At 66.2% G+C, this 21452-nt stretch carries 24 protein-coding genes and 1 pseudogene; 14 read left to right on the forward strand and 11 right to left on the reverse strand.

Going from position 1 to position 21452, the window contains the following annotated elements; translation table 11 throughout:
- A pseudogene (locus AC1DJN_RS07465) lies at positions 1-1313 on the reverse strand (hypothetical protein); the annotation flags it as partial.
- An 11-nt stretch (positions 1314-1324) separates the two neighbouring features.
- Positions 1325-1825 (reverse strand): hypothetical protein, encoded by a 501-nt coding sequence (locus AC1DJN_RS07470; protein ID WP_478039046.1) that lies wholly within the window; start codon positions 1823-1825, stop codon positions 1325-1327.
- 246 nt (positions 1826-2071) lie between these two features.
- On the opposite strand from AC1DJN_RS07470, the gene AC1DJN_RS07475 reads away from it, so the two are divergent.
- The 6 genes from AC1DJN_RS07475 (at position 2072) to AC1DJN_RS07500 (ending at position 7829) form a co-directional block, all read left to right on the forward strand.
- Positions 2072-2998 carry an XVIPCD domain-containing protein gene (locus AC1DJN_RS07475; protein WP_442251593.1) on the forward strand — a complete coding sequence of 309 codons (927 nt, stop codon included), beginning with the start codon at positions 2072-2074 and terminating at the stop codon, positions 2996-2998.
- Positions 2998-3624, forward strand: a complete 627-nt coding sequence (locus AC1DJN_RS07480; protein WP_442251594.1) for a hypothetical protein — start codon at positions 2998-3000, stop codon at positions 3622-3624. Before AC1DJN_RS07475 ends, AC1DJN_RS07480 begins: the two co-directional genes overlap by 1 nt.
- Before the next feature lie 3 nt (positions 3625-3627).
- Positions 3628-4641 (forward strand): XVIPCD domain-containing protein, encoded by a 1014-nt coding sequence (locus tag AC1DJN_RS07485; protein WP_442251595.1) that lies wholly within the window; start codon positions 3628-3630, stop codon positions 4639-4641.
- Positions 4642-4820: 179 nt separating this feature from the next.
- Positions 4821-5969, forward strand: coding sequence for a YncE family protein (locus AC1DJN_RS07490; RefSeq protein ID WP_478013622.1), 1149 nt, complete (start codon positions 4821-4823; stop codon positions 5967-5969).
- A 143-nt stretch (positions 5970-6112) separates the two neighbouring features.
- Complete coding sequence (locus tag AC1DJN_RS07495; protein ID WP_032975572.1) at positions 6113-6688, forward strand: hypothetical protein; 576 nt, start codon at positions 6113-6115, stop codon at positions 6686-6688.
- 40 nt (positions 6689-6728) lie between these two features.
- Positions 6729-7829: a hypothetical protein gene (locus AC1DJN_RS07500; RefSeq protein WP_442251597.1), complete on the forward strand. Its 1101-nt coding sequence runs from the start codon at positions 6729-6731 to the stop codon at positions 7827-7829.
- Between the two features lie 47 nt (positions 7830-7876).
- On the opposite strand, the gene AC1DJN_RS07505 is transcribed toward AC1DJN_RS07500, so the two are convergent.
- Complete coding sequence (locus AC1DJN_RS07505) at positions 7877-8275, reverse strand: XVIPCD domain-containing protein (protein ID WP_223483326.1); 399 nt, start codon at positions 8273-8275, stop codon at positions 7877-7879.
- Positions 8276-8507: 232 nt separating this feature from the next.
- On the opposite strand from AC1DJN_RS07505, the gene AC1DJN_RS07510 reads away from it, so the two are divergent.
- Positions 8508-8966, forward strand: coding sequence for a hypothetical protein (locus AC1DJN_RS07510; RefSeq protein ID WP_152543287.1), 459 nt, complete (start codon positions 8508-8510; stop codon positions 8964-8966).
- A 22-nt stretch (positions 8967-8988) separates the two neighbouring features.
- Here AC1DJN_RS07510 and AC1DJN_RS07515 read toward each other — a convergent pair whose 3' ends face one another.
- Positions 8989-9468, reverse strand: coding sequence for a DUF4440 domain-containing protein (locus AC1DJN_RS07515; protein WP_105163336.1), 480 nt, complete (start codon positions 9466-9468; stop codon positions 8989-8991).
- Positions 9469-9696: 228 nt separating this feature from the next.
- On the opposite strand from AC1DJN_RS07515, the gene AC1DJN_RS07520 reads away from it, so the two are divergent.
- Both AC1DJN_RS07520 and AC1DJN_RS07525 read left to right on the forward strand, forming a co-directional pair.
- A complete protein-coding gene (locus tag AC1DJN_RS07520) occupies positions 9697-10509 on the forward strand; it encodes an alpha/beta fold hydrolase (RefSeq protein ID WP_442251598.1) in 813 nt (270 codons plus the stop codon).
- A gap of 24 nt (positions 10510-10533) precedes the next feature.
- Positions 10534-10704 carry a hypothetical protein gene (locus AC1DJN_RS07525; RefSeq protein ID WP_099782623.1) on the forward strand — a complete coding sequence of 57 codons (171 nt, stop codon included), beginning with the start codon at positions 10534-10536 and terminating at the stop codon, positions 10702-10704.
- Positions 10705-10708: 4 nt separating this feature from the next.
- Here the strand turns inward: AC1DJN_RS07525 and AC1DJN_RS07530 are convergent, their stop codons facing one another.
- On the reverse strand, positions 10709-11425 hold the full coding sequence (locus tag AC1DJN_RS07530; RefSeq protein WP_442251599.1) for a hypothetical protein: 717 nt from the start codon (positions 11423-11425) through the stop codon (positions 10709-10711).
- 92 nt (positions 11426-11517) lie between these two features.
- On the opposite strand from AC1DJN_RS07530, the gene AC1DJN_RS07535 reads away from it, so the two are divergent.
- The 3 genes from AC1DJN_RS07535 to AC1DJN_RS07545 all read left to right on the forward strand — a co-directional run bounded on the left by AC1DJN_RS07535 (position 11518) and on the right by AC1DJN_RS07545 (position 13821).
- Positions 11518-12162, forward strand: coding sequence for a hypothetical protein (locus AC1DJN_RS07535; RefSeq protein ID WP_442251600.1), 645 nt, complete (start codon positions 11518-11520; stop codon positions 12160-12162).
- 56 nt (positions 12163-12218) lie between these two features.
- On the forward strand, positions 12219-12764 hold the full coding sequence (locus tag AC1DJN_RS07540; RefSeq protein WP_282279341.1) for an RNA 2'-phosphotransferase: 546 nt from the start codon (positions 12219-12221) through the stop codon (positions 12762-12764).
- Positions 12765-12852: 88 nt separating this feature from the next.
- The gene (locus AC1DJN_RS07545; RefSeq protein WP_478039047.1) at positions 12853-13821 is read left to right on the forward strand and encodes a polysaccharide deacetylase family protein; all 969 of its coding nucleotides are present in this window, start codon (positions 12853-12855) and stop codon (positions 13819-13821) included.
- 3 nt (positions 13822-13824) lie between these two features.
- On the opposite strand, the gene AC1DJN_RS07550 is transcribed toward AC1DJN_RS07545, so the two are convergent.
- From AC1DJN_RS07550 to dmeF, 3 genes are all read right to left on the reverse strand, one after another.
- Positions 13825-14736, reverse strand: coding sequence for a class I SAM-dependent methyltransferase (locus AC1DJN_RS07550; RefSeq protein ID WP_425602694.1), 912 nt, complete (start codon positions 14734-14736; stop codon positions 13825-13827).
- Positions 14737-14809: 73 nt separating this feature from the next.
- Positions 14810-15226, reverse strand: coding sequence for a hypothetical protein (locus AC1DJN_RS07555; protein WP_032975562.1), 417 nt, complete (start codon positions 15224-15226; stop codon positions 14810-14812).
- A 92-nt stretch (positions 15227-15318) separates the two neighbouring features.
- Positions 15319-16290: a CDF family Co(II)/Ni(II) efflux transporter DmeF gene (dmeF, locus tag AC1DJN_RS07560; RefSeq protein ID WP_032975561.1), complete on the reverse strand. Its 972-nt coding sequence runs from the start codon at positions 16288-16290 to the stop codon at positions 15319-15321.
- Positions 16291-16340: 50 nt separating this feature from the next.
- On the opposite strand from dmeF, the gene AC1DJN_RS07565 reads away from it, so the two are divergent.
- A complete protein-coding gene (locus tag AC1DJN_RS07565; protein WP_032975559.1) occupies positions 16341-16625 on the forward strand; it encodes a metal/formaldehyde-sensitive transcriptional repressor in 285 nt (94 codons plus the stop codon).
- Between the two features lie 76 nt (positions 16626-16701).
- Here AC1DJN_RS07565 and AC1DJN_RS07570 read toward each other — a convergent pair whose 3' ends face one another.
- Positions 16702-17079: a MerC domain-containing protein gene (locus AC1DJN_RS07570; protein ID WP_025879198.1), complete on the reverse strand. Its 378-nt coding sequence runs from the start codon at positions 17077-17079 to the stop codon at positions 16702-16704.
- Positions 17080-17149: 70 nt separating this feature from the next.
- On the opposite strand from AC1DJN_RS07570, the gene AC1DJN_RS07575 reads away from it, so the two are divergent.
- Complete coding sequence (locus tag AC1DJN_RS07575; protein ID WP_059065834.1) at positions 17150-18475, forward strand: GTP-binding protein; 1326 nt, start codon at positions 17150-17152, stop codon at positions 18473-18475.
- Between the two features lie 90 nt (positions 18476-18565).
- Here AC1DJN_RS07575 and AC1DJN_RS07580 read toward each other — a convergent pair whose 3' ends face one another.
- Positions 18566-20173 carry an ATP-binding cassette domain-containing protein gene (locus tag AC1DJN_RS07580; RefSeq protein ID WP_032975556.1) on the reverse strand — a complete coding sequence of 536 codons (1608 nt, stop codon included), beginning with the start codon at positions 20171-20173 and terminating at the stop codon, positions 18566-18568.
- A gap of 166 nt (positions 20174-20339) precedes the next feature.
- The gene (locus tag AC1DJN_RS07585) at positions 20340-21239 is read right to left on the reverse strand and encodes a LysR family transcriptional regulator (RefSeq protein ID WP_032975555.1); all 900 of its coding nucleotides are present in this window, start codon (positions 21237-21239) and stop codon (positions 20340-20342) included.
- Positions 21240-21452: the final 213 nt, after the last annotated feature.

The following is a 21452-nucleotide window of genomic DNA, read 5'->3' on the forward strand; positions in this document are numbered from 1 at the left end:
ATGTCCTTCTGTTCGGCCCACTTCTCACCCAGATGGGCGCCCAGCACACCGCCACCGATGCCAGCGACGAAAGCGCCCGGGCCCGTCCACGAGCCGGATACAAGGCCAACGCCTGCACCTGCTGCGAAGCCGCCGAGCGCGCCGCCCAGGTTGCGGCCGACGAAGTGCGCCGAGGTTGAGTCTGCGCCTGCGGTGTTTCCTTGCGAGTTCAGTTCCACCCATTTATGGCCGGAGGTGGCGAAGTCATGCGCCATCAAGGCGACGCCGGCAACGCCCAAGGCCTTCATGCCGGGGTTTACGCCGTGGGGGACAGCTTCGGCTGCTGTTGCCGCACCCGGAGGCCCGCGTGGCGCGCCCGGTTGCAGCGTTGAATGCGGAGTTGGCGCAGGCAGATCGGCGAACAGACGAGGCCCGGTAGACAGCGCCGAGCGAGCAGCGACCCATTCCGCGCGGGTGGTCGACATCTCGCTGAGATTGAGTGAACTGAAGTCGTGCAGCGGTTTTTCGAAAAGCGTCTTGCTGACGGCGTCATAGCCATCGATGGGCTTGAGGTGCAGGCGCACCTGGGCCACATCGACCGTTTGACCGGTGTTCGTGGTGGCGTGCTGTGCGAGGGTGCGCTCGAGGGTTTGGTACTCGGCGGCAGATTGGATTGCAAAGGCCAGAGGCTCTGGACCGAATTCGCTTATGGGGTAACCATTGATGCGGACCGTGGGGTGGTCGAGAGCGGTGGTCAGTTCAAATTTGTCGAAGCCACGTCCGGACTTGGCCCCATCGACGAATGCCACCAAGGGCCTATCCGTGGCAATGGCGTTCTCGAAATACTTTGGACTGCCCGCATTCCACATGATGTCCTGCAGCGCTGCTCTATGATTGCCCGCCCAAGGTTCCGTCCCCTGGGCATTCATGAAGCGCTCGAGCCCTCGCTCCATGATCTGGAACTCAGGGTGTTTTAGAGGGTCCGTCCTCATCTCGTCGATGAAACGTCCCCAAGGCGTGTCACCAATGATGCCGGCCCTGCCGTTCACATCCTTTGCATAATTCTTGGCATTGTCAAAATTCAGTTGCCCGCTGCGGTCTGTCGCAGAGAAACCAAGATAGTCTGTGCCTGCGGGAAGCTCAGGGGGATGTGCTTGCATCTTGATAGCGACGTAGTCAGCGTAGCTCGAAACGCCATCAGGCCCCGATTGAGGTGATCTCAGATAGGAGATCACCTCTTGCTTCTGTTGCATTGTGAGCGGGCTGCTGTCAGAAGTGTTCTTCGCTCCGCCCAACGTGGCGAGAGCGAAACTGTCGAATGTGAACTTGGACATGACGGCCAGCCTCAATCCGCACGCACGGGATTGACTGCTTCAGCCAGGATGATGGCGTCTCCATGATGAGGCGGCGCCAAGCCAACTGTGGAAATATCGTTACGAGCAAGTGCTTCGGGCGTGGTGATCGCCACGTACCGCACGCCATACCTCGCACTGCTGTGGTCCATGTTTGCCAGTACCAGCCCCTGCGCGACTGAGCATAGGAAGGCGAAGTCACTGTCCTGATTATTCAACGTCTGCTTGAAGCCGAGGACGGACTTCAGGACCCAGTCGCGGCCCRGATCCAGGGTAAAGACGCGTTCCCGGCCATTCTGTGTCTCAACCACCTCGTCGCATCCAAAAAGCCCCAGTCCGTCAACTCTCTGGCCATTGAGATAGAAGAGATACTGGTACTCGGTGTGGCTCGGATCTTCGGGGGGGCTCGCTGGCAGGATGCGTGGTGCCGTGATGGTCACGCCGGTATGGCGATCGACTGCGGAGCCTGGCTGACGCTCAAATTCCAGCGGCATGATTGATCCTTCAATGGAGTCCGGTTGCAGGCGATGGGATCCAAGGATTCCACCGCGTCCTTTTGCGGACTATACGGACCTCATCCTGGCTGCTCTATAGGCTCCGGTCCTAAAGGCCTCCGTACTGCTCCCTGGTTCACACATTCAGCAAGCCGATTCCGCCACCCGAGTCGCGTCCACCTGCCCGTGAACCCACCTATGCGATCATCCGGCCAGGACCGCAGTACCCAACAAGGCTGAGCAGGCATGGAGCAAGCAACACGCTACACGGTAACCCTCTTTCTGGCCGCGCCCGGCACCCCGCTGAACAGCGGCGGCAGCTCACCGCGCGGGCACATGTATTTCCAGGCCGCGACAGGCGAAGAAGCACACAGCTACGGCTTCGCACCGCCGCGCCTGCCACCCGATGAGGCCGCTGCCGGTGTGCAGTACGCCGAGGTCGTACACGACGACGCCGACGAGCACCGCGACCCGTATTACAGCCGCACCCTGGAAATCAGCGAGGAGCACTACGGCTGCCTGCGCGATTTCGCCGAGGAGCCGGCCGAGTTCGGCTTCGATGTCGATCGCCCGGCCACCATCAACCGCTGCAGCGATTTCGTCTGGGCCGCGCTGCACTATGCTGGCCTGCATTCGCAGCCGGCACCGCTGGACGGCGGCAGCAACCTGGGCGAGTTTGCGGTGCTGTTCAACCTGCCGGAAATCCAGTGCATTGCGGCGCCGTTCCCGGCCAGCGAGCTGAATGGCGAACAGCACCACCCGATGCCCGAACGCGAGGCCGAGCTGCACCGCGAAGGCGGTCGCCCGAGCGACGAGCCGCCGCCCAGCCCGATGGAAGTGGCCGGCACGCTGCTGGACCCCTCGCACCCGGACCACCGGCTGTTCGCGCAGCTGATCCAGAAGGTGGCCGAGCTGGACGCTGCACACGGGCGCACCTTCGACGACACCAGCCAGCGCATCAGCGCCAGCCTGCTGGTGCTGGCCAAGCAGAACAACCTGTCCCGCGTGGACCACGTGCTGCTCAGCCGGCCTACCAAGAGCAGCCACGAGGCCGAGAGCATCTTCATCGTGCAGGGTGATCGCGATGACCCGGGGCACCGCCGCGCGAGCATCGCTACGGAGGTGGCGGCACAGACCGATGTGGCGGATTCGCTACGGCTGAAGGAGCAGTGATGCGGGCGGTGCGTGCAGTTGTTGCGTCGGTGGTACTCGCCTTGCTGGTGGGCTGCGGCAGTACTTCGTCACCTGAAGCCCCGAAGCTGTTGACCCGAGCCGAGGCCGACGCACGTACCGTGGTGCCATTCACGCGAGGCGTGAGGTTGGACAAGGCGGGGCGCATCGTGGATGTCACCTTTGAGGCGCCGGCGGTGGTCGACCCGCAGATGTCCTGGCTGAAGCTCGGGTTGAGAATGCAGGGGGCTGAGCAGAAGGCTGTATCGGAAGCTGCTGAACGCCTCAGGCGCGCGGAGTTTCAGACGCGTATTCACTTGGAGCGCGTGGACATGGCAAAGCCGTCGCCCATACCGCTTTCAAGGTCGTCCGATGATGGCCGCGGCTGGCAAAGGCTTCCTCAGGATGGCCGCGTCGAACGTTTGTTTCAAGACAGCGTGGACGCCTATCCCTTGGTGCAGGCCGGGCTCCAGTCGGAGGATATGTTCTATGAGGTTCTGCAGATCGCCGATGCAGGTTTGATTGATCCGGGTCGGTATCGCGTTACCGTTGATATTGTCGAAGATCGCCCTGAGTTCGAGGGGATGCAGGTCGAGTTCATCGCCGCRTATTACTCGCTAGGAAAGTAAATCATGCAGGATGCAGCAGAGCGTTACACCGTCACCATACATCTTGCGGCGCCGGGCACGCCCCGCCGCGGCATGCGGGGCGGTGAGTGGATTGATCTGGAAGACTCCGATGTCGGCCATATGTATCTGTCCCTCAACCGGGTCGGCGAGAAGGCAGACCCGCTGAGTTTTGGCTTTACCCGCAAGATCGAGCCGGATGGCAGCAGTCACGGCTTGGTGGACGCCAATGATGTGAGGGTCTACCAGGACCCCCGCTACCAGCGAACGATCGAGATCAGCAACGAGCAGTACAACAAGATCATCGAGTTCGCGAAAGATCCCGCGAAGCACGGCTTCGATGCAAAGAACTACAACCTTGCCTCCAACTCTTGCGTGGACTTCGCATGGGGCGCCTTGAACCACGCCGGTATTCACGGCAACACCATTTTCGGTGAGTTCAAGACGTACGAAGGTACGTTGAAGGTGCTGGACAACATCGGACCGGTGCAGAGCATCCGGCCACAAGTGAAAGGCAGCGAGCTGGATCGGGAAGAATGGAAGCCGATGCCCGTGCAGACCAATGCGATACAGCGGTGGTCCACGGACGCCAGTGACCCAGCCCGCGCGGATGCACTGGCCTGGACCGGTACGCCGGGCGACCCCAACCACGCCGACAATCCCCGACTGAATCAGATCCACCAGCGCGTGGTTGCCATGAATGCCTTCGGCGCCCAGAACGGCAACGTCAGCGCCAGCCTTCTGGCGCTCTCCAAGGAGCAGCAGTTCACGCGCGTAGACGATGTGCTGCTCGGCGAGCGCCGTGGCGATGCCGCCCCCAACCTCTTCATCGTGCAGGGCGATCGCAGCGACCCGGCGCATCAGCGCGCCAGTCTGCCGGCAGACGTCGCCGCGCAGACGCCGGTGGCAGCCTCGTTCGAGCGCATCGAGCAATTGGCGCAGGCACAGCCGCAGCGGGATGCCCAGCGTCAACAGGAAGAGCAGCAGATGGCCCAGACCCACGCCCCGCGCATGGCGTAGGCGCCCAACACCGAACAGCGCGTCCGCCCTGCATCCGCAGGCGGACGCCACGGCCCCCACCTGCTACCATTCCCGCGCTACCCAGCCAGCCCACCCCGCGCAGACAGATGCAGGGCCGGGCCGTCGAAGAACGGCCCCGCGAGCCAGGACACCCTCCGTGCCCATTGAAGGACGCTCGCATGATCCGCAATTCCCTTTTCCGTTCGGCCGCACTGGCCGTCGCCGTGTCGCTGAGCCTCGGTGCTCCGACTGCCTTCGCCGCTGAAGCCGCCGCTGCCACCAGCCCCGCCACCGCCGTGCAGCGCCAGGGCATCGCCCAGGGCCTGTACGAGCTGGCTTACAGCCCCAAGCAGAACGCCGTGTTCGTTGCCTCGTCCGGTGGCTTCGGTGACAACGCCGGCCCGGCCCAGGTGCTGCGCCTGAACCCGACCACGTTGGCCGTGGAAACCCGCATCCCGCTGGAGCGCAAGGCGTTCGGCGTGGTGCTGGATGACGCCCACGACCGCTTGTACGTGGGTAACACCGTGGACCTGTCGGTGACCGTGGTCGACACCGCGCAGAACAAGGCCATCGGCACCGTGCAGCTGATGGAGAAGAAGACCGGCAAGGACGGCAAGGCCGCCTACACCCACGACCTGCGCGAGCTGGTGGTCGACAGCGCCGCCAACCGCCTGTACGTGACCGGCCACAGCAGCCAGCCGGATGTGAGCAGCGTGCTGTTCGTGATCGATACCAACACCCTGAAGGTGATCAACACCATTCCGGGCCTGGGTAATGCCAAGGCGCCGGGCCTGGCGCTGGATGCCGCCAACAAGCGCGTGTACACCAGCAATCTGCTGGCCGATCTGGTGGTGGTCGGCACCGACTCCAACAAGGTGGAAGCCCAGCACAAGATCGCCGCCGAGCAGCCGATGAACATCGCGCTGGACCCGGCCGGCAAGCGCCTGTTCGTGACCGACCAGGGCTCGGAAATGCTGCGTGGCTACCAGGCCAAGAGCAGCGGGCTGGTCAGCAAGCACCCGGGCCAGCGCGTGCTGGTGCTCGACCGCAGCAATGGCAAGGAACTGGCCAGCATCCCGACCGACGCCGGCCCGCTGGGCATCCTGCTGGATGCACCGCGCAAGCGCCTGTACGTGACCAACCGCGAAGCCGGGACGGTGACCGCGTACAACAGCGACAGCTACCAGAAGGTGGCGACCTACGCCGTGCCGACGCACCCGAACAGCCTGGCGCTGGATGCGAAGAACAACGTGCTGTACGTGAGCATCAAGAACGGCGAGAAGGATGCCAAGGGCTCGGACGAGAGCGTGGCGCGGATCCAGCTGTAAGGGATGGTGCCGGGTCATGCCCGGCAGCTGGCTGCTGGAAAGGGGCAGGGCTTTTTGCCCTGCCTTTTTCTTTGCCCGGTTGCGGTCCCCACCGCCAACCCGCTAGGGTTGAAACCCATGGCAGGGAGCCAAAGGATCTGAACATGCTGGGTATCCACCGCTGGCTGCGCGTTGGCCTGTTGATCATCTTGAGCACCGTGCTGGGTGCCTGTTCCAGCCGCATCCCGGAGCCACCCGAACCACTGGAACTGACGCAGCCGATTACGGTGGATCAGCCCGGCCAGGAGGTGCGGTTCGAGTTCGAGACGAATGCGCGCAATTTCGATCCAGGCCGCACCTATGCGCTGGAGCTTGAGGTGCAGCGGCAGGGCGGGCGCGAGAACGGCGAACCGGACATGCGCAAGTTGAATCTTCCCTTTGAGGTGTCATTGCAGCGATGGGGCGCAGGTGCCTGGCAGGACGTTCCCACCCATGACAGCTACCAGGCACTCGCGCTCAACGCGGGGAAGCCGCTTCCTGCATGGCACACATCCGCTGCCTGGCGCTATGCAGCGTTAAGCGCGGGCAGCGGTGGCCAGTATCGATGGAGCATCGTTGCCCTGCCGTTGGATCTTGATGCCCGTTACCGGCTGGATGTGCGCACGGTTCAGCCCAGCGCCGAGTTGAAGCACTATTCGGCTCGTTTGAAGGTTCACGCCGCCCGCCCGGTTGGAAAGTAGTCAGCACCTCACCCTTGGAAGGAACTGAAGGAGCCACCTTATGGATAAGCCGCGCTATACCGTAGAGATCGTCATCGCCGCACCTGGCACGCCTCTGATGGACCCGAAGACCGGTCGACAGGAGGTCCTTGACGGTGTTCCGCAGACATCCTCTCCAGGTCATATGTTTTATGTCCTGCATGCATCAGGCGAGCCCGCGAAGAGTTTCGGGTTCGCGCCCAAGGTACACGGAAGCATCAACGGGCCCGGTGACATCATGCCGGATGACGCAGATGTCTATAAGGACCCACGCTACACCCGCACCCTCGAGATAAGCGAGGAGCAGTACAAGAAGCTTGAGGCCTTCGGCTCGGACCCGGAGAAATTCGGCTTCAGCAAGCACTACGAGGACGTGCGCCACAACTGCGTGGACTTCACCTGGGAAGCGCTGAACCACGCTGGCATCGAGCGAAAGAGAAGCATCGACGTGAATGCTTTTGGAGGTCCCGCAGGGCAGCTCTTTCCGGATGTCCGCATTCCCCTGGACAGCAAGGGCGCGGGCAAGGACGGTTTTCGCCCGCTGCGCAACATCCACGGCGTGGACAGCATCGAGCCGCCGTTCCCGAACAGCGATCTCAATCGTACGAAGACCAATCCGATGCCCGAGCGCACGTGGAAGCATCGCTTGCTGAGCGAGAACGACGACATCGGTGAGCGCAGCGGTGAGCGGTTGGCCAACGACGCACGTGTGCCGGGTGACACATTGCATCCGCTGGACCAGCGGGTGCGTGCGGCGCTGGGGGACGCGGCCGAGCGCCAAGGGTTGCCGCCGGGACAGCAGCCCGAGCTGTTGGCGGGCCACCTGACGCGATTGGCGGTGCAGGGTGGCTACACCGAGCGCGATACCTTGCAGGTGGCTTTCAGCAGTGGCGGTGCGGCGGATTCGCCAGGCTATGTCTTCCTGCAGCGCACGGGCGACACCGCCTCACCGGACCCTGCCGCGAACCGCCAGCGTCTTTCGCTGGCCGATACCCAGCAGGGCACGGTTGAAGAGGTGTACCAGCAAGCCAGCGTGCAGCATCAGGGCCGTGAGTCCAGCCGCGTCGCGCAGGAAGATCAGCTGCAGCAGCAGACGCAGCACGCTCAGCCCCGAATGGGCTGATACCGGCCCATGCGACAGGCGTCGACGGCATCGACGCCTGACGGCATTCACCCCATGCGATGCGCAGGGTTCTGCTGCTGATCCTGCGCCTGTGCATCCAGCGTCTGCTGCTCGGCCTGCACCGGCTGCTGTCCGCCCAGCCCCAGCTTCTGCAGTGACTGCTCGGCCGGCGTCTGCGCGGCCACGGCGGTCGGCAGCATCGCCCGCAGGTGCGCCGGGTTGGCCGGGTCGCCCTGCACCACGAAGATGTTGTGCCCGGCCGGGAGGTTGGCCGTGGCGTTGCTCACCACCACGTGGTCGGCGCGTTCCAGACCCTGTTCGCGGGCTTTGACGGCCAGGCTGGCGGCCACGTTCTCGCTGGTGGCGTCGAACGCACGGCCATGCTTCTCGTCCAGTGCGGCTACGTTCTGGCGGATCTGCTGGTGCAGGGAATCATCAGGGGTCATTGGAGGCTCCATGTGGCCGCTACCGTGTGGCCGGATGTGGCCAGTGTAAAACGGTCGCGGGCTGCGCCGGTAACCGCTTGTTGCTAGCCTGTGGCCCGGGGCGCAGGGGATGGCGCCCGGCTGCAATGGATGGAGGGAGAAGGTGGTGCACGGGGAGACAAACCGGATACGGGGGCAGGCGGCTGCGCGGTTGTTGCTGGGCATGGGGCTGTGGGCCTGCGCAGGTATTGCAGTGGCTGACACGCCCGTGGCGGCGGACGATCCCGCTTGCCCTTCGCAGGACTTCACCCGTTTCCTGCAACGCTTCGCCGACCCGGCCGATGACCGGGTGCGCCTGCGTTACACCTCCGACCCACTGGAGTACGAGGTGCCCATGCATACCGTGCGCGATGACCACGAGGGGCTGGCGCCCACGCACGTCGTGCTGGAGCAGGGTGCCGCGCGGTTGAAACGTTTCAGCTACCGCTACCTGGCCGCGTTCAATCTGTTCGTGCCTTCACCGGTCAGCCGCGATCCGGCCGCGCTGGAGCGCATGCGCGCCGGCACCTACAACGCGCCCACACGCATCGAAGCGATCGATGACAACGGGCAGCGCGTGACCTTCGGCAGCGACGCCGAGCGCGATACCTACACCTTCGCGCGCCGCTACGGCTGCTGGATGCTGACGCGCGCCAGCAACCTGCGCGACTGAGCGGGCGCTGCGGTGGTGATATTTATTTGTCTGCCGGGTGGTGGTCGTAACTGATCACCCGCTCGGCCTGCCATTGACCGTTCACGCGGCGCCAGACCTGGATGAAACGGGCCTGGCCGGTCCAGCGTTCAACGCCATCGGCGCCGCGCTCATGGAAGCGGTGATCGCCCATTTCCAGGGCGCGATCGTCGTGCAGCGGAAAGACCTGCAGTGAGCTCTCCACCAGCTCGCGCCGCAGGTGCCAGCCCCCCTTGCGCGCGTTGTCGCACAGGGTGGCCACGCTGCGGCGGAAGTCCTCGCGGCTGTTGGCGGACTTGCCGTCCTTGTCATGGAAGAACTCCATGTCTTCGGTGGTCATCGCGGCGGCCCTGTCGGCATCGCAGGCATCGAAGGCCACGGCGAACAGCTGCGTGTCGGCCGCGCGGATCTGCTCGCGCAGGGTGTCGCTGGCGGGGGAGGTGCCGGCGACGGCGGCGGCGAGCAGGGGCAGGGCGAGCAGCATGGCGTGGCTCCATTGAGGTCCGGCGCAGACTGGCATGGGCGATGGCGCACGGTAAGCGGGGCGTGACGAAACCGGCGCAGGGCCGACCAATGCCGTCCATGCGGGTGCGAACCGATGTGCCGGCTGACCGGTGCCCGTGTACGCGATGTCATGGCCTGAGCCGGATCCATCACGGGCGGCTCCGGTGCGATTGCCTAGGCTGGGTTCCTCTTTCCCCCGGGAGTTCCCATGGCTACCTCCTCCGTCCGACTGCACATTGAAGACACCGGCGGCACCGGCCGCCCGGTCATCCTGATCCATGGCTGGCCGCTGTCTGCCGAATCCTGGAAGGCGCAGGTGCCGCTGCTGCGCGATGCCGGTTACCGGGTGATCAGTTACGACCGTCGCGGCTTCGGCCGCTCGGACAAGCCCGCCGATGGCTACGAGTACGACACCTTGGCCGCTGACCTGGCCGGACTGATCGACGAGCGCGACCTGCGCGATGTCACCCTGGTCGGCTTCTCGATGGGCGGTGGCGAAGTGGCGCGCTACATCGCCAACCATGGTGAAGACCGCCTGCACAGCGTGGTGTTCGCTGCGGCCGTGCCGCCGTACCTGTTGAAGGGCGCGGACAATCCCGAAGGGCCGCTGACCCAGGAAAAGGCGGATGAGATGAGCCAGGGGCTGGAGAAGGACCGGGAGTCGTTCTTCGACGGCTTTACCCGCGATTTCTTCAGTGCCGACGGCAAGCTGATGGTCACCGAGGACGAGCGCCAGGCCGCCATCGCGCTTGCCCATCAATCTGACCAGTCCGCTGCGCTGGGGTGCATGAAGGCGTTCGCCACCACCGATTTCCGTGCGGACCTGAAGAAGGTGACCGTACCGACGCTGGTGCTGCACGGCGACAGCGATGCGACGGTGCCGTTTGAAGGTTCAGGCAAGCGCACGCATGCGGCCATCACCGGCAGCGAGGTGGTGGTGCTGAAGAATGCGCCACATGGCTGCAATACCAGCCACGCCGATGATTTCAATCTGGCGTTGCTGGAATTCCTGAAGAAGTAACACCTACTACGGCATCATCCGCACATGCCCACTGCCCGCACGCCGCCTTGGAAGAAGCCCAACCCGAAGGGCCAGAAGACGCAGCCGCTGACGGAAGCGCAGAAGGCGGCGGCGCGGCAGCGGGCAGAGGAGAACGGACGCCGTTACCCGAACCTGGTGGACAACATGTGGGCGGCGAAACTGCCGCGCGGTTGAAGCCTTACTGGCCGCTGCGCCCCGGCCACGGCTGCCAACCCCATTCCCGCCATGGCGCCACGGTGCGCGGCTGTATCGTCAGCGTAACGTTGGACGATGCGCTGCACTGGTGCAGGGCATCGCGCAGCACGGCCGCATCCACCGGCTGCGCCGTGGCCACCTGCAGCAGCGTGCCGCGGTGCCGCACCTGCACCGGCAGTACCCCGTGTACCTCGACCGGATTGCCGGTGCGGGCTCTGCGGTAGCGCATGGTGATGGGGCGGACAGTGCGATGCAGCACGGGGGCGCAGGCATCCAGCAGCTGCAGCTGCTGCTGCATGGGCGCATGGACTTCGATGACGGTGGAGGGATATCCCAAGGTGCTCTCGACCAGCACCTGGAAGCGGGCGCCATCGGGCATCAGGTAGACGGTCAGGCCTACCGTGCCGATGAACGCCATTGCTGCGAGCAGGACCCAGCTGCGCGGCACCTTGGGTGGCAGGGTGAAGTGCTGCAGGCCCGGTCTGCGCCGACGCATGCGGCGATAGCGTCGCTGTGCTGCGGGGCTGGGCAGCAGGCTTTCATCCGGCAGCGCAATCACGCGCGGCGGAAGGCGGGCCAGCCGCGCATTGATCACGCGTGCGCCAAGCATCGCAACCAACACGCCAAGCAGAACCGGCAGCAGGGTACGCACGAGCAGATACAGCCCTACCATCGCCAGCTCTCCTGAAGAAGTGGACATGATCGCGCATCCTCCAAGGTCGTGTCGCATCTGCCAGCCGACAGCGGCCGTTGGCTTGGCTAGCATGCGCGTCACTCGCTGGGACTACGTCGATGACCGCCTTCACTGCCCGCCTCGGACGCTTCTTTGGCCCCGGCCTGATGTTGTTGCTGCTGCAGGTGCTGGCGCTGCTGTCGGTGGGCTTGGCCGCAGGCCATTTCCACCAGCGCGTGGCCCTGCTGCTGGAGCCCCTGTCTTTGGCCTGTGGCGGCACCGATCCTGCTGCCCGGATGCTGGTTGCCGAGCAGCTGTTGGCACGTGCAGGCGCGCTGGACGACTGGCAGCCGCTGTGCTGGCTGCCGATGGCAACGCTGGTGCTGGCCCTGCTGGGTACGCTGCTGGTCTGCGTGCACTGGCTGCGCCATGTGGATGCACCGCTGCGCCGCAGCGCTTGGGGCCTGCTTGCCCTGCATGCGGCGGCGCTGCTGCTGGCGAGCGTGATGCTTCGACTGTATGAGCATGTGTGGGCGGGCATCACCACTGCGCTGCCTGCAGCATGCATGACAGACCTGACACCAGACGGACATGCGCTCCCGTCCTCGATACGGCGATGGCTGTTGCAGATCTTCGCCAGGGCCGACCTGACGCCGCCGCACGCACCTGATGCGCTGGCCATCATCCTGTGCGGACTGCTGATGGCAGCGATGGTGGTCGGCCTGTGGCTGTGGCGCACTACCTCTCAGCTGAGCCGGTTCTGAAGCTGGCGCGGGCCGCTGACTGGCACCAACTGGCGCTTTTGCGGCACGCTATGCCGATGAATACGGAAACTTCATCCAAGCAGACCAGCAAGTTCCTCAGCCTGGTGCTGCGCCATGAACCCGGGAAAATCGGGTTGATCCTGGACGGCCAGGGCTGGGCCAACGTCGACGAACTGCTGCAGAAGCTGGCTGCACACGGGCACGCGCTCGACCGTGGCGGACTGCAGCACATCGTGGCGAGCTGCAACAAGCAACGCTTTGCACTGAGCGATGATGGCCAGCGTATCCGCGCAAACCAGGGGCATTCGGTCGCGGTCGATCTTGGACTGCTGCCGGTGGCGCCGCCGCAGTGGCTGTACCACGGCACGGTGTCGCGCTTCGTCGGCTCGATCCGCGAGCAGGGCCTGCGTGCGGGCGAGCGCCATCACGTGCATCTGTCACTGGACCGGGAGACGGCCCACCAGGTCGGCGCTCGCCGCGGTGCGCCGGTGATCCTCAGCGTGCACGCAGGGCGCATGCATGCCGATGGGCACGTGTTCCACCGCTCGGCCAATGGTGTCTGGTTGACCGACCACGTGCCGCCGCAGTACATCGCCGACTGACCCGCTCTGGCGCTGCGGCCGGATCCACACTCGGCGGCAAGGCCCAATCGCGTTACAGTCGCTGCATCCTGGTCCCATGGATGTACCGATGCGTCTGTTCCTGCGTGCGTTGCCGTTGCTGTTGTTGTCATTGACTGTCCACGCTGCCGAAGTCGATCGGCGCATCGCGGTGACCATTGACGATCTGCCGTGGGCGCGCCTGGATGAGATCGTGCCGGCCGATCTGCAGGCACGCCATGCCGCACTGATGGTGCAGCTGCGCCAGGCCGATGTGCCGGTGGTGGGCTTCGTCAACGAAAACAAGCTGGAAGTGGATGGCCAGGTGCAGCCGGCGCGCGTGCAGATGCTGCGCGACTGGTTGGATGCCGGCTACGAACTCGGCAACCACACCTGGTCGCACATGGACCTCAACGCCAAAGGCGTGCCGGCGTTCCAGCAGGACTTCCTGCGCGGCGAGCAGGTGCTGCGGCCGCTGCTGGCCGAGCGTGGGCAGACGCCGCAATGGATGCGCCACCCTTACCTGCGTGCGGGCCGTACGCCGGAAGACCGCGTGGCGATGGACGTGTTCTTCAAGCAGCACGGCTACCGCGTTGYGCCGGTGACGGTCGACAACGGTGAGTGGGTATGGGCCTTCGCCTATGCCAACGTGATGAACGAGCAGCCCGATTCACCGCAGCGCGAGGCGACGCTGGCGAGCCTGCGCAAGGGCTATGTGCCGTACATGCTGAACAAGGTGGATTACTACGAGCAGCAGTCACAGGCGCTGCTGGGGTATGCGGTGCCGCAGGTGTGGCTGATGCATGCCAACGAGCTCAACGCGGCGACGTTCGCCGAGCTGGTGGCGGCCACCAAGCGCCGTGGCTATCGCTTCGTGTCGCTGGAAGAAGCCGTGCGCGACCCCGCCTATGCGCGCGGCGCCGAGGGCTACAGTGGTCGCTATGGGCCGAGCTGGCTGCACCGCTGGGCGATGGCCGAGAACAAGCCCAAGGCGTTCTACGCCGGCGAGCCGGAAGTACCGAAGTGGGTGATGAAGCTGGCCAAGGTGGAAGGCGAGTGAGCCTCAGCGCTTGACGGCCAGCACGCCATCGAGCGCCAGCTCGGCCTTGAAGCCGGCCTTTTCCAGGCGCTTGGCCACTTCGCGCGGCACGTCGCGGCCGCTGGTCAGCTTGTTCGGCGCGCCGGTGTAGTGGAACAGGCGGCCACCCTTGCGGATGACGCGGGCGAGATGGTCGTAGAACACCTGCGAGTACAGTTCGCCGGCAATGCCGAAGCGCGGCGGGTCGTGCAGGACCGCATCGACGCTGTTGCTGGCGACCTGTTCGATCTGCTGCGAGACGTCGCCGTGGCTGAAGTGCAGGCGGCCGCCCGCGGCGGCTGAGTCAGGATCGGGCGACCACGGATTGAGCGTGCGCAGCCACATCACGTCGGCGTTCTTTTCGAACGAGCGGATCTGGCCGACGCCGGCCTCCAGTGCGCAGGCGGCGAAGTAGCCAAGCCCRCCGCAGGTATCGAGGAGGCTTTTGCCCGCCGGGGCGACCAGCTCGACCTTGCGGCGCGCGTCCTCGAACGGCGACAGCTTGGAGGTCGGCAGCATCTTGATGCCGTCGATCTCGAAGGTCGGTGCGCCCCACTCGGTCGGCACCAGCTTGATCAGCGAGCCGCTGAAGCGGGAGATGGAGCAGAACTCCTCGCCATCCCAGTAGTACAGCGTGCGGTCCTTCAGCTTGCCCGGCCACGGGTAGTGCTGGCCGCGGAAGGTGAAACCCTCGGCATCCAGCTGTACCGCCGCTTCGCTGCGGCCCAGATCGAGCGAGCCCGACCATTCGGTGGCGCCCTTGTCGTGGGCACGGCGCAGGGTGTCAGCGCTGTCGCGGGTCAGCAGGGGGCCGGAGTAGTGGGGCACGGTGGGTAGCGGGAGGATTCGGGGGAGGGCATGGTACCGCAGCTGTTGCAGAGCTGAAGGCGGCGGCAGGAACCACTGCCACACCGCCTGCGACGTCCCGAAGCGCACCCATCCAGATGCCCGCCATGAGAAGGCCTGCACGCTATCCGCACTTCACCGCATACACCGGTCCGGCGCCGATCAGCAGCAGCGCCATGTAGTCGCTGTCGCGTGCCCGGGCCTTCAGCGTGGCGCCGTCCTTGACGCGGAAGATGCCGAAGCCGCCGGCCATCCTGATCAGTGCGCTGTCGATCTGGTCGGCGTCATCGCGGAAGTACTGCTGGATGTCGCTGCGGCTGGCTTTGTACAGCGCATTGGGTTCGCGCTGCCAGTGGCCATCGCGTTCGAACGAGACGAAGTACTGGCTTGCTTCCTTTTCGATGCGGAACTCGGCGGACTTGCGCGGGCTGGTGGCGAAGCAGCCGAGCATCGGGTCGGAGGAGAACGGCAGCTGGGTGTCGCCGGAACAGGCCACCAGCAGCAGGAGGGCACCGGGCAGCAGCAGGCGGAGCGTGCGCATGGGATGTCCCGACGGGGCAGGTGCGGCCAGTGTAGGCAGCACGCAGCCGTGGCCGGTACAGATTTTCGGCAAGAACCGTCGCCCTGCTGGCGTCACGCGCTGCGGTGGATCTCCACAGTGATGTGCACCAGTTCCTCGTGGATCGCCAGCGCCTGGCGCACGGTATCCGGATCCAGCGTGGCATCACTGGTGACCACGCTGGCGGCGACGGCGTACTTGCCGCGCCCCACCTGCCACACGTGCAGGTCGGCCAGGCGTGCCGGCCACGGACCCTGCTCGATCACTTCGCGTACCTCGGCCACCACCGGCGCATCCATCTGCGCGTCGAGCAGGATGCGGCCGCTGTCGCGCAGCAGGCCGATTGCCCAGACGGTGACCAGCACCGCGCCGACCAGGCCCATCACCGGATCCAGCCAGGTCAGGCCGAGCAGCTTGCCGCCCAGCAGGGCGACGATGGCCAGCACCGAGGTGGCGGCGTCGGCCAGCACGTGCACGTAGGCCGAACGCAGGTTGAGGTCGTGGCCGTGGGAATGGTCGTGGCCATGATCGTGGTCATGCCCATGATGATGGTCGTGCCCGTGTCCATGGTGGTGGTGGGCGTGGCCGGGGCTGTCGTGCAGCCACCACGCGCACAGCAGGTTCACACCCAGGCCGACCGCGGCGATGGCGATGGCTTCGTTGTAGTGGATGGGCGCGGGCACCCACAGGCGTTCCAGCGATTGCACGGCCATCAGCGCGGCGACGCCGAGCAGGGCGATGGCGCTGGTATAGCCGGCCAGGATCTCGATCTTCCAGGTGCCGAAGGCGAAGCGCGGATCGTGCGCGTAGCGCCGTGCGCAGCGATAGGCGAACACCGACAGGCCCAGTGCCAGCGCGTGCGAGCTCATGTGCCAGCCGTCGGCCAGCACGGCCATGGAGTTGAACCACCAGCCACCGACGATCTCCACCAGCATCATGCTGACGGTGAGCCACATCGCGCGGCGGGTGTTGCGTTCGGCCAGCGGATTGCCGTCGTCGAAGCGGTGCTCGTGGCGGCGGGCGGCGGCGAGGGCGTCCAGGTGCATGGCGGCGGTCAGGCTTGGGTGGATACCCCCATAGGGTATATGATCCTGCCATGGCCCATGTACACAGAAATCGAAAGCAGCTGCTGACCCGGGTGCGTCGCATCGGCGGGCAGGTGGCGGCGCTGGAACAGGCATTGAACACGCCCGAGGGCGAGGCAGGCGACTGCGCCGATGTGCTGGTGCAGGTGGCGGCCGTGCGTGGCGCTGCCCACAGCCTGCTGATGGAACTGCTGCACGAGCATCTGCAGGAACACGTGGTGGGCGCGGACGACCCGGCGCAACGGGCGGCCGAAGCCGAGGTACTGGTGGAACTGCTGCGGCGTTACGGCAAATAGCTGGGTAGTGCCGGCCGCTGGCCGGCAACCTCATGACCTGCGGACGATGCCTGCAGTTGCCGACCAGCGGCCGGCACTAGCTTCTGCGGTGCCGGTGCTGCGCGTTCCACAGGTGCGTGGCGGCCAGCAGCAGGCTGCCGGTGACCGTCAGCGGGGTCTCCCAGGCGTGCGAGGGCAGTGCCAGCGCCCCGGCCATCAACAGTGCCAGGCCCATGCCCGCGCTCAGCCATGCCAGCGCAGGCAGCGGCTGGCGGCGTTCGGCGCGCCACAGGGCAAAGCCGGTCATCGGCAGCGCGATGGCGACGAAGACCAGGTGCACCCACTCCGCTTCGGCCCAGACGCCGAACAGCGGCAGTGCGGCCGCCAGCAGGGGCAGCGCCAGGCAATGCAGCAGGCACAGGCTGGACAGGGCGACGGCGCCGGCATCAAGCAGGGCGGCAGAGGGCGACTTCATGCGGGGAGGATTCCTTGCGCGACAATTGTTATACAGTAACATTTCCATTCCGCAGCCAGCCCGCTCCGACATGAACACTGTTTCCCGCGCCGACCGCCGCCTTCCGGTCACCGTGCTTTCCGGCTTCCTCGGTGCCGGCAAGACCACCCTGCTCAACCAGATCCTGCGCAACCGCGATGGCCTGCGGGTGGCGGTGATCGTCAACGACATGAGCGAGGTCAACATCGATGCGCAGCTGGTGCGCGATGGCGGCGCCGAACTGCGTCGCACCGAAGAGACGCTGGTGGAGTTCAGCAACGGCTGCATCTGCTGCACGCTGCGTGACGATCTGCTGCAGGAGGTGCGGCGCCTGGCCGACAGCGGCCGCTACGACTACCTGCTGATCGAATCGACCGGGATCGGCGAGCCGATGCCGGTGGCGGCGACCTTCGCGGTGCGCGACGAACACGGCTTCAGCCTGAGCGATATCGCACGGCTGGACACGATGGTGACGGTGGTGGATGGCAGTGCCTTCCTGGCCGATTTCGGTTCCACACTGCGCCTGGCCGAGCGTGGCCAGCAGGCGGGGCCGGATGATGATCGTGGCGTGGTCGACCTGCTGTGCGAGCAGGCGGAATTCGCCGATGTGATCGTGGTCAGCAAGGTGGACCAGGTGGACGACGAAGTGCTGCAGGACACGCTGGCCGTGCTGCGCGGCTTGAATCGCGACGCGAAGCTGCTGCTGTCCAGTTTCGGCGACGTGCCGCTTGCCGAGCTGCTGGATACCGGTCGCTTCGATTTCGAGCGCGCGCAGCAGGCCCCCGGTTGGGTGAAGGAACTGCGTGGCGAGCACACGCCGGAAACCGAGGAGTACGGCATCGGCAGCTTCGTCTATCGCTCACGGCGGCCGTTCCATCCCGCCCGTTTCGCGCGCACATTGCAGCACGGCATGCCCGGGGTGATCCGCAGCAAGGGCTGGTTCTGGCTGGCCAACCGCATGGACTGGGTGGGTGAGTTGAACAGTGTGGGCGCGGCCACACGCACCCAGGCGGCGGGCTTCTGGTATGCGGCGCGCGAGCGGGTGCGCGCCGGCCAGGAGGACACCACGCCGCTGCTGCCGCCAACGCCGCTGCCTTACAGCGATCTGGGCTGGGCCCGGCAGCAGGCCGACTGCTGGAGCGCGCCGCTGCCGGACGTACGGGAATTCCCGGACGCGGCCGCGCACTCGGCGATGGCACGCCTGTGGCATCCGCTGTGGGGTGACCGCCGGCAGGAACTGGTGGTGATCGGCGTGCACATGGACGAGCGTGTGGTGCGGTCGGCCCTGGATGCGTGCCTGCTCAACGACACCGAGCTGCAGGCCGGGCCCTTGCTGTGGCAGCAGATGCCGCAGGCGTTCCCGGTGTGGAAGCGTTGATGCGTCTGCGCCACGCGTGGATGAGAGGCTGGCAGTAGATCCACGCCATGCGTGGATGAATGCCTGCAGGAGCCGAACACGTGCCCGGCCCTACAACGCATCGCGCCACCGCCAACCTGCATCACCGACCTGCAGCACCTGCGTTGGCCGCAGCGCCTGCAGCAGGTGGGTGTCATGGCTGACCATCAGCAACGCCCCCGGCCACGCCGCCAGCAGTTCTTCCAGCGCCTGCAGCGCAGCAAGGTCCAGCGCGTTGCCCGGCTCGTCCAGCAACAGCAGCTGCGGGGCAGGATCGGCGTACAGCACGCTGGCCAGCGCACCCTTCACCCGCTCGCCATCGCTGAGGCTGCTGGCCGGGCGCTGGACGCGTTGCGCATCCAGGCCCAGCAGGGCAAGACGCGTACGCAGTTCACCCGCATCGGCCGCGGGATTCGCAGCGCGCACGGCATCGAGGATGCTCTGTTCACCTGCAAGCCCCAGCAGTTGCTGGTCGAGCAGGGCCAGCGGCGCATGCCGCTGCACCTGACCGCTGCGCGCCGCCAGCTGTCCGGCCAGTACGCGCAGCAGGGTCGACTTGCCGCTGCCGTTGTCGCCCACGACGGCGATGCGCTGGCCGCGCCTGATCTCCAGCTGCAGCGCCGCGTTGCAGCCATGCGGCAGCACCAGATCGTGCGCCTGCAGCAGGCGGCCCTGACCACGCTCGCTCTCGCCACTGAACAACGCCAGTTCTGGTGCCACGTGTACTGCCGCAGCGGCGGCGCGCACCTGCGCTGCGCTGGCCTGCAGGCGATCACTCTGGATCTGCTGCGCACGGCCGTGGCTCGCTTCGGCGCGCTGCTTCTGCCGACCGAGCAGGATCGGTGCCTGGTTGGCCTCGCGCGCTTCGCGGTTGCCACGTGCCTGCCGCTGCTGCTGGCGCTCGTTCTGTTCGCGCGCGCTGCGTTGCCGCTGCCGGTGCTGGGCACGGGCATGCTCCAGCTGCGCGGCGGCGGCCTCGCGTTCGGCGGCGCGTGTGTCGGCATAGTGCTGCCACGGTCCGCCGTAACGATGCAGGCCGTGCGCGTCCAGTTCGACGATCTGCGCCATCTGCGCAAGCAGGCCACGGTCGTGGCTGATGGCCAGCAGGCCGCCCTGCCACTGCTGCAGCTGTGCGTACAGCTGGTGGCGATGCCGGGCGTCGAGATGATTGCTTGGCTCGTCGAGGATCAGCCAGTCCGCGCCGCTGGCCCACGCGCCGGACAGCGCCACCTGCATCGCCTGGCCGCCACTGAGCCGGGAGGCGGGCTGCGCCGGATCAAGGTCGGTCGGCAACTGCATCGCCTGCCACTGCTGCTGCAGGCGTTCGCGCAGGTCCCAGTGGTCGCCCACGCAGGCGAAATCGGCTTCATCGATGCTGCCTGCTTCGATGCGCGCCAGTGCCGCCAGCTCGGCGCCGACGCCGGCCAGTTCACCCACCGTGCCACGTGGCGGATAGCCCGGCGTAGGCAACAGGAACACCTGGCCACTGCGGTGCACGCGGCCATCGTCGGGCGACAGCTGGCCGGCGAGCAGGCGCGCGAGCACGCTCTTGCCGGCGCCATTGGCGCCGACCAGCCCGGTGGCCACCGGTTCGAAGGAAAAGGACAGATCGGAAAACAACGGTCGGCCATCGGCCAACCGATACGACACGCGATCGAGCGTGAGGGAATGCGAAGTCATGCGACCTCCATGGATGCCTGGTTCTCCCCTGCGCGCAGGGGCGGGAAGAGTCGGGCCGTCTAGTGCGAAGACGGCGGCATCACTGGCGCATTGGTCGCGAGCCTCGGTGGGGAATGAGCGGGCAGTATAGCGCCGCGAGCTGAATGGTCGCGGCCGTGGCGCTGGGTCAAGGCACCGTATCCAGCCGCGCGCCGACAAATTCGATGAATACCCGCAGCTTCGGCAGCACGTGGCGGCCGGAGGGCCACAGCAGGTGGAAGATGCCGCAGGAATGCACGTGCTCTTCAAGCACGGTGACCAGCCGGCCATCGGCCAGTGCATCGCGCACCGAATGCACCGGCACGAACGCCAGGCCCCCGTCGCGCAGCGCCAGTGCCACCCGCGCTTCGATGGTGTTGGCGACCAGGTGCACCGGCAGATCCTGTGCCGTTTCGCCTTCGGGCCAGAGGATCGGCCATGGCTCGAGCTTGCCGGTGCTGGGGAAGCGGTAGTGCAGCAGGCGGTGCTGCAGCAGGTCGGCCGGCGTGCGTGGAACGCCATGCCGTTGCAGGTACGCCGGCGATGCAACCACGCGGCGTGGGAACACCCCGAGGCGGCGTGCGGTGAGGCGTGAATCGCTGGGCTCGCCAACGCGCAGCACGGCGTCGAAGCCTTCCTCGATGACATCGACCAGGCGATCGCAGAAATCCAGCTCCAGCCGGATGTCCGGGTAGGCCGCCATGAACTCGGCCATCAGCGGCAGGGTCAGGTCGCCCACCAGCGGCAGGCTGATGCGCAGGGTGCCGCTGGGGGTTGCATGTTGCTGGGCCAGTTCGGTGCGTGCGGCATCGCATTCGTCGAGGATGCGGCGGCAGCGTGCCAGGAACAGCTGGCCCTCGGCCGTGAGGGTGATGCTGCGCGTGCTGCGGTGGAACAGGCGCACGCCGAGTGCGTGTTCAAGCCGGGCCACGCACTTGCCGGCGGCCGAGGCGGAGATGCCCTGCACGCGGCCGGTGTCGACGAAGCTGCGGGTGTCCGCGGCGTGGACGAAGGTCTGCAGGTTGGCCAGGTTGTCGAGGACGGACATGGGGAAGGTCGCTGCGAAAGTGGGCAGGGTAGGGCGCGGCAGTCCGGCCCGCTGACGTGGCCCGCGCAACACTGCGGTGCGCGGGCCTGGAGGGTCGGTGCGGCCCAGTGGTTCCGGGCATCATGCCGATTGTGGACCTTGCGGTCCATGATGCACGGAGCCCCGCCCCGCTTTTTGCCGGCGCCGGAGCTGCCTACCGTGGCGGGCCTCTCC

It is taken from the genome of Stenotrophomonas sp. 05L414_2 (assembly GCF_056397905.1).

Coding starts and splice junctions, on each gene's coding strand:
- AC1DJN_RS07575 (WP_059065834.1), top strand. CDS start 17,150: ATGAACACTGTTTCCCGCGCCGACCGCCGCCTTCCGGTCACCGTGCTT.
- AC1DJN_RS07565 (WP_032975559.1), top strand. CDS start 16,341: ATGGCCCATGTACACAGAAATCGAAAGCAGCTGCTGACCCGGGTGCGT.
- dmeF (WP_032975561.1), bottom strand. CDS start 16,290: ATGCACCTGGACGCCCTCGCCGCCGCCCGCCGCCACGAGCACCGCTTC.
- AC1DJN_RS07520 (WP_442251598.1), top strand. CDS start 9,697: ATGGCTACCTCCTCCGTCCGACTGCACATTGAAGACACCGGCGGCACC.
- AC1DJN_RS07500 (WP_442251597.1), top strand. CDS start 6,729: ATGGATAAGCCGCGCTATACCGTAGAGATCGTCATCGCCGCACCTGGC.
- AC1DJN_RS07580 (WP_032975556.1), bottom strand. CDS start 20,173: ATGACTTCGCATTCCCTCACGCTCGATCGCGTGTCGTATCGGTTGGCC.
- AC1DJN_RS07485 (WP_442251595.1), top strand. CDS start 3,628: ATGCAGGATGCAGCAGAGCGTTACACCGTCACCATACATCTTGCGGCG.
- AC1DJN_RS07505 (WP_223483326.1), bottom strand. CDS start 8,275: ATGACCCCTGATGATTCCCTGCACCAGCAGATCCGCCAGAACGTAGCC.
- AC1DJN_RS07540 (WP_282279341.1), top strand. CDS start 12,219: ATGAATACGGAAACTTCATCCAAGCAGACCAGCAAGTTCCTCAGCCTG.
- AC1DJN_RS07525 (WP_099782623.1), top strand. CDS start 10,534: ATGCCCACTGCCCGCACGCCGCCTTGGAAGAAGCCCAACCCGAAGGGC.
- AC1DJN_RS07535 (WP_442251600.1), top strand. CDS start 11,518: ATGACCGCCTTCACTGCCCGCCTCGGACGCTTCTTTGGCCCCGGCCTG.
- AC1DJN_RS07495 (WP_032975572.1), top strand. CDS start 6,113: ATGCTGGGTATCCACCGCTGGCTGCGCGTTGGCCTGTTGATCATCTTG.
- AC1DJN_RS07515 (WP_105163336.1), bottom strand. CDS start 9,468: ATGCTGCTCGCCCTGCCCCTGCTCGCCGCCGCCGTCGCCGGCACCTCC.
- AC1DJN_RS07585 (WP_032975555.1), bottom strand. CDS start 21,239: ATGTCCGTCCTCGACAACCTGGCCAACCTGCAGACCTTCGTCCACGCC.
- AC1DJN_RS07475 (WP_442251593.1), top strand. CDS start 2,072: ATGGAGCAAGCAACACGCTACACGGTAACCCTCTTTCTGGCCGCGCCC.
- AC1DJN_RS07530 (WP_442251599.1), bottom strand. CDS start 11,425: ATGTCCACTTCTTCAGGAGAGCTGGCGATGGTAGGGCTGTATCTGCTC.
- AC1DJN_RS07570 (WP_025879198.1), bottom strand. CDS start 17,079: ATGAAGTCGCCCTCTGCCGCCCTGCTTGATGCCGGCGCCGTCGCCCTG.
- AC1DJN_RS07490 (WP_478013622.1), top strand. CDS start 4,821: ATGATCCGCAATTCCCTTTTCCGTTCGGCCGCACTGGCCGTCGCCGTG.
- AC1DJN_RS07555 (WP_032975562.1), bottom strand. CDS start 15,226: ATGCGCACGCTCCGCCTGCTGCTGCCCGGTGCCCTCCTGCTGCTGGTG.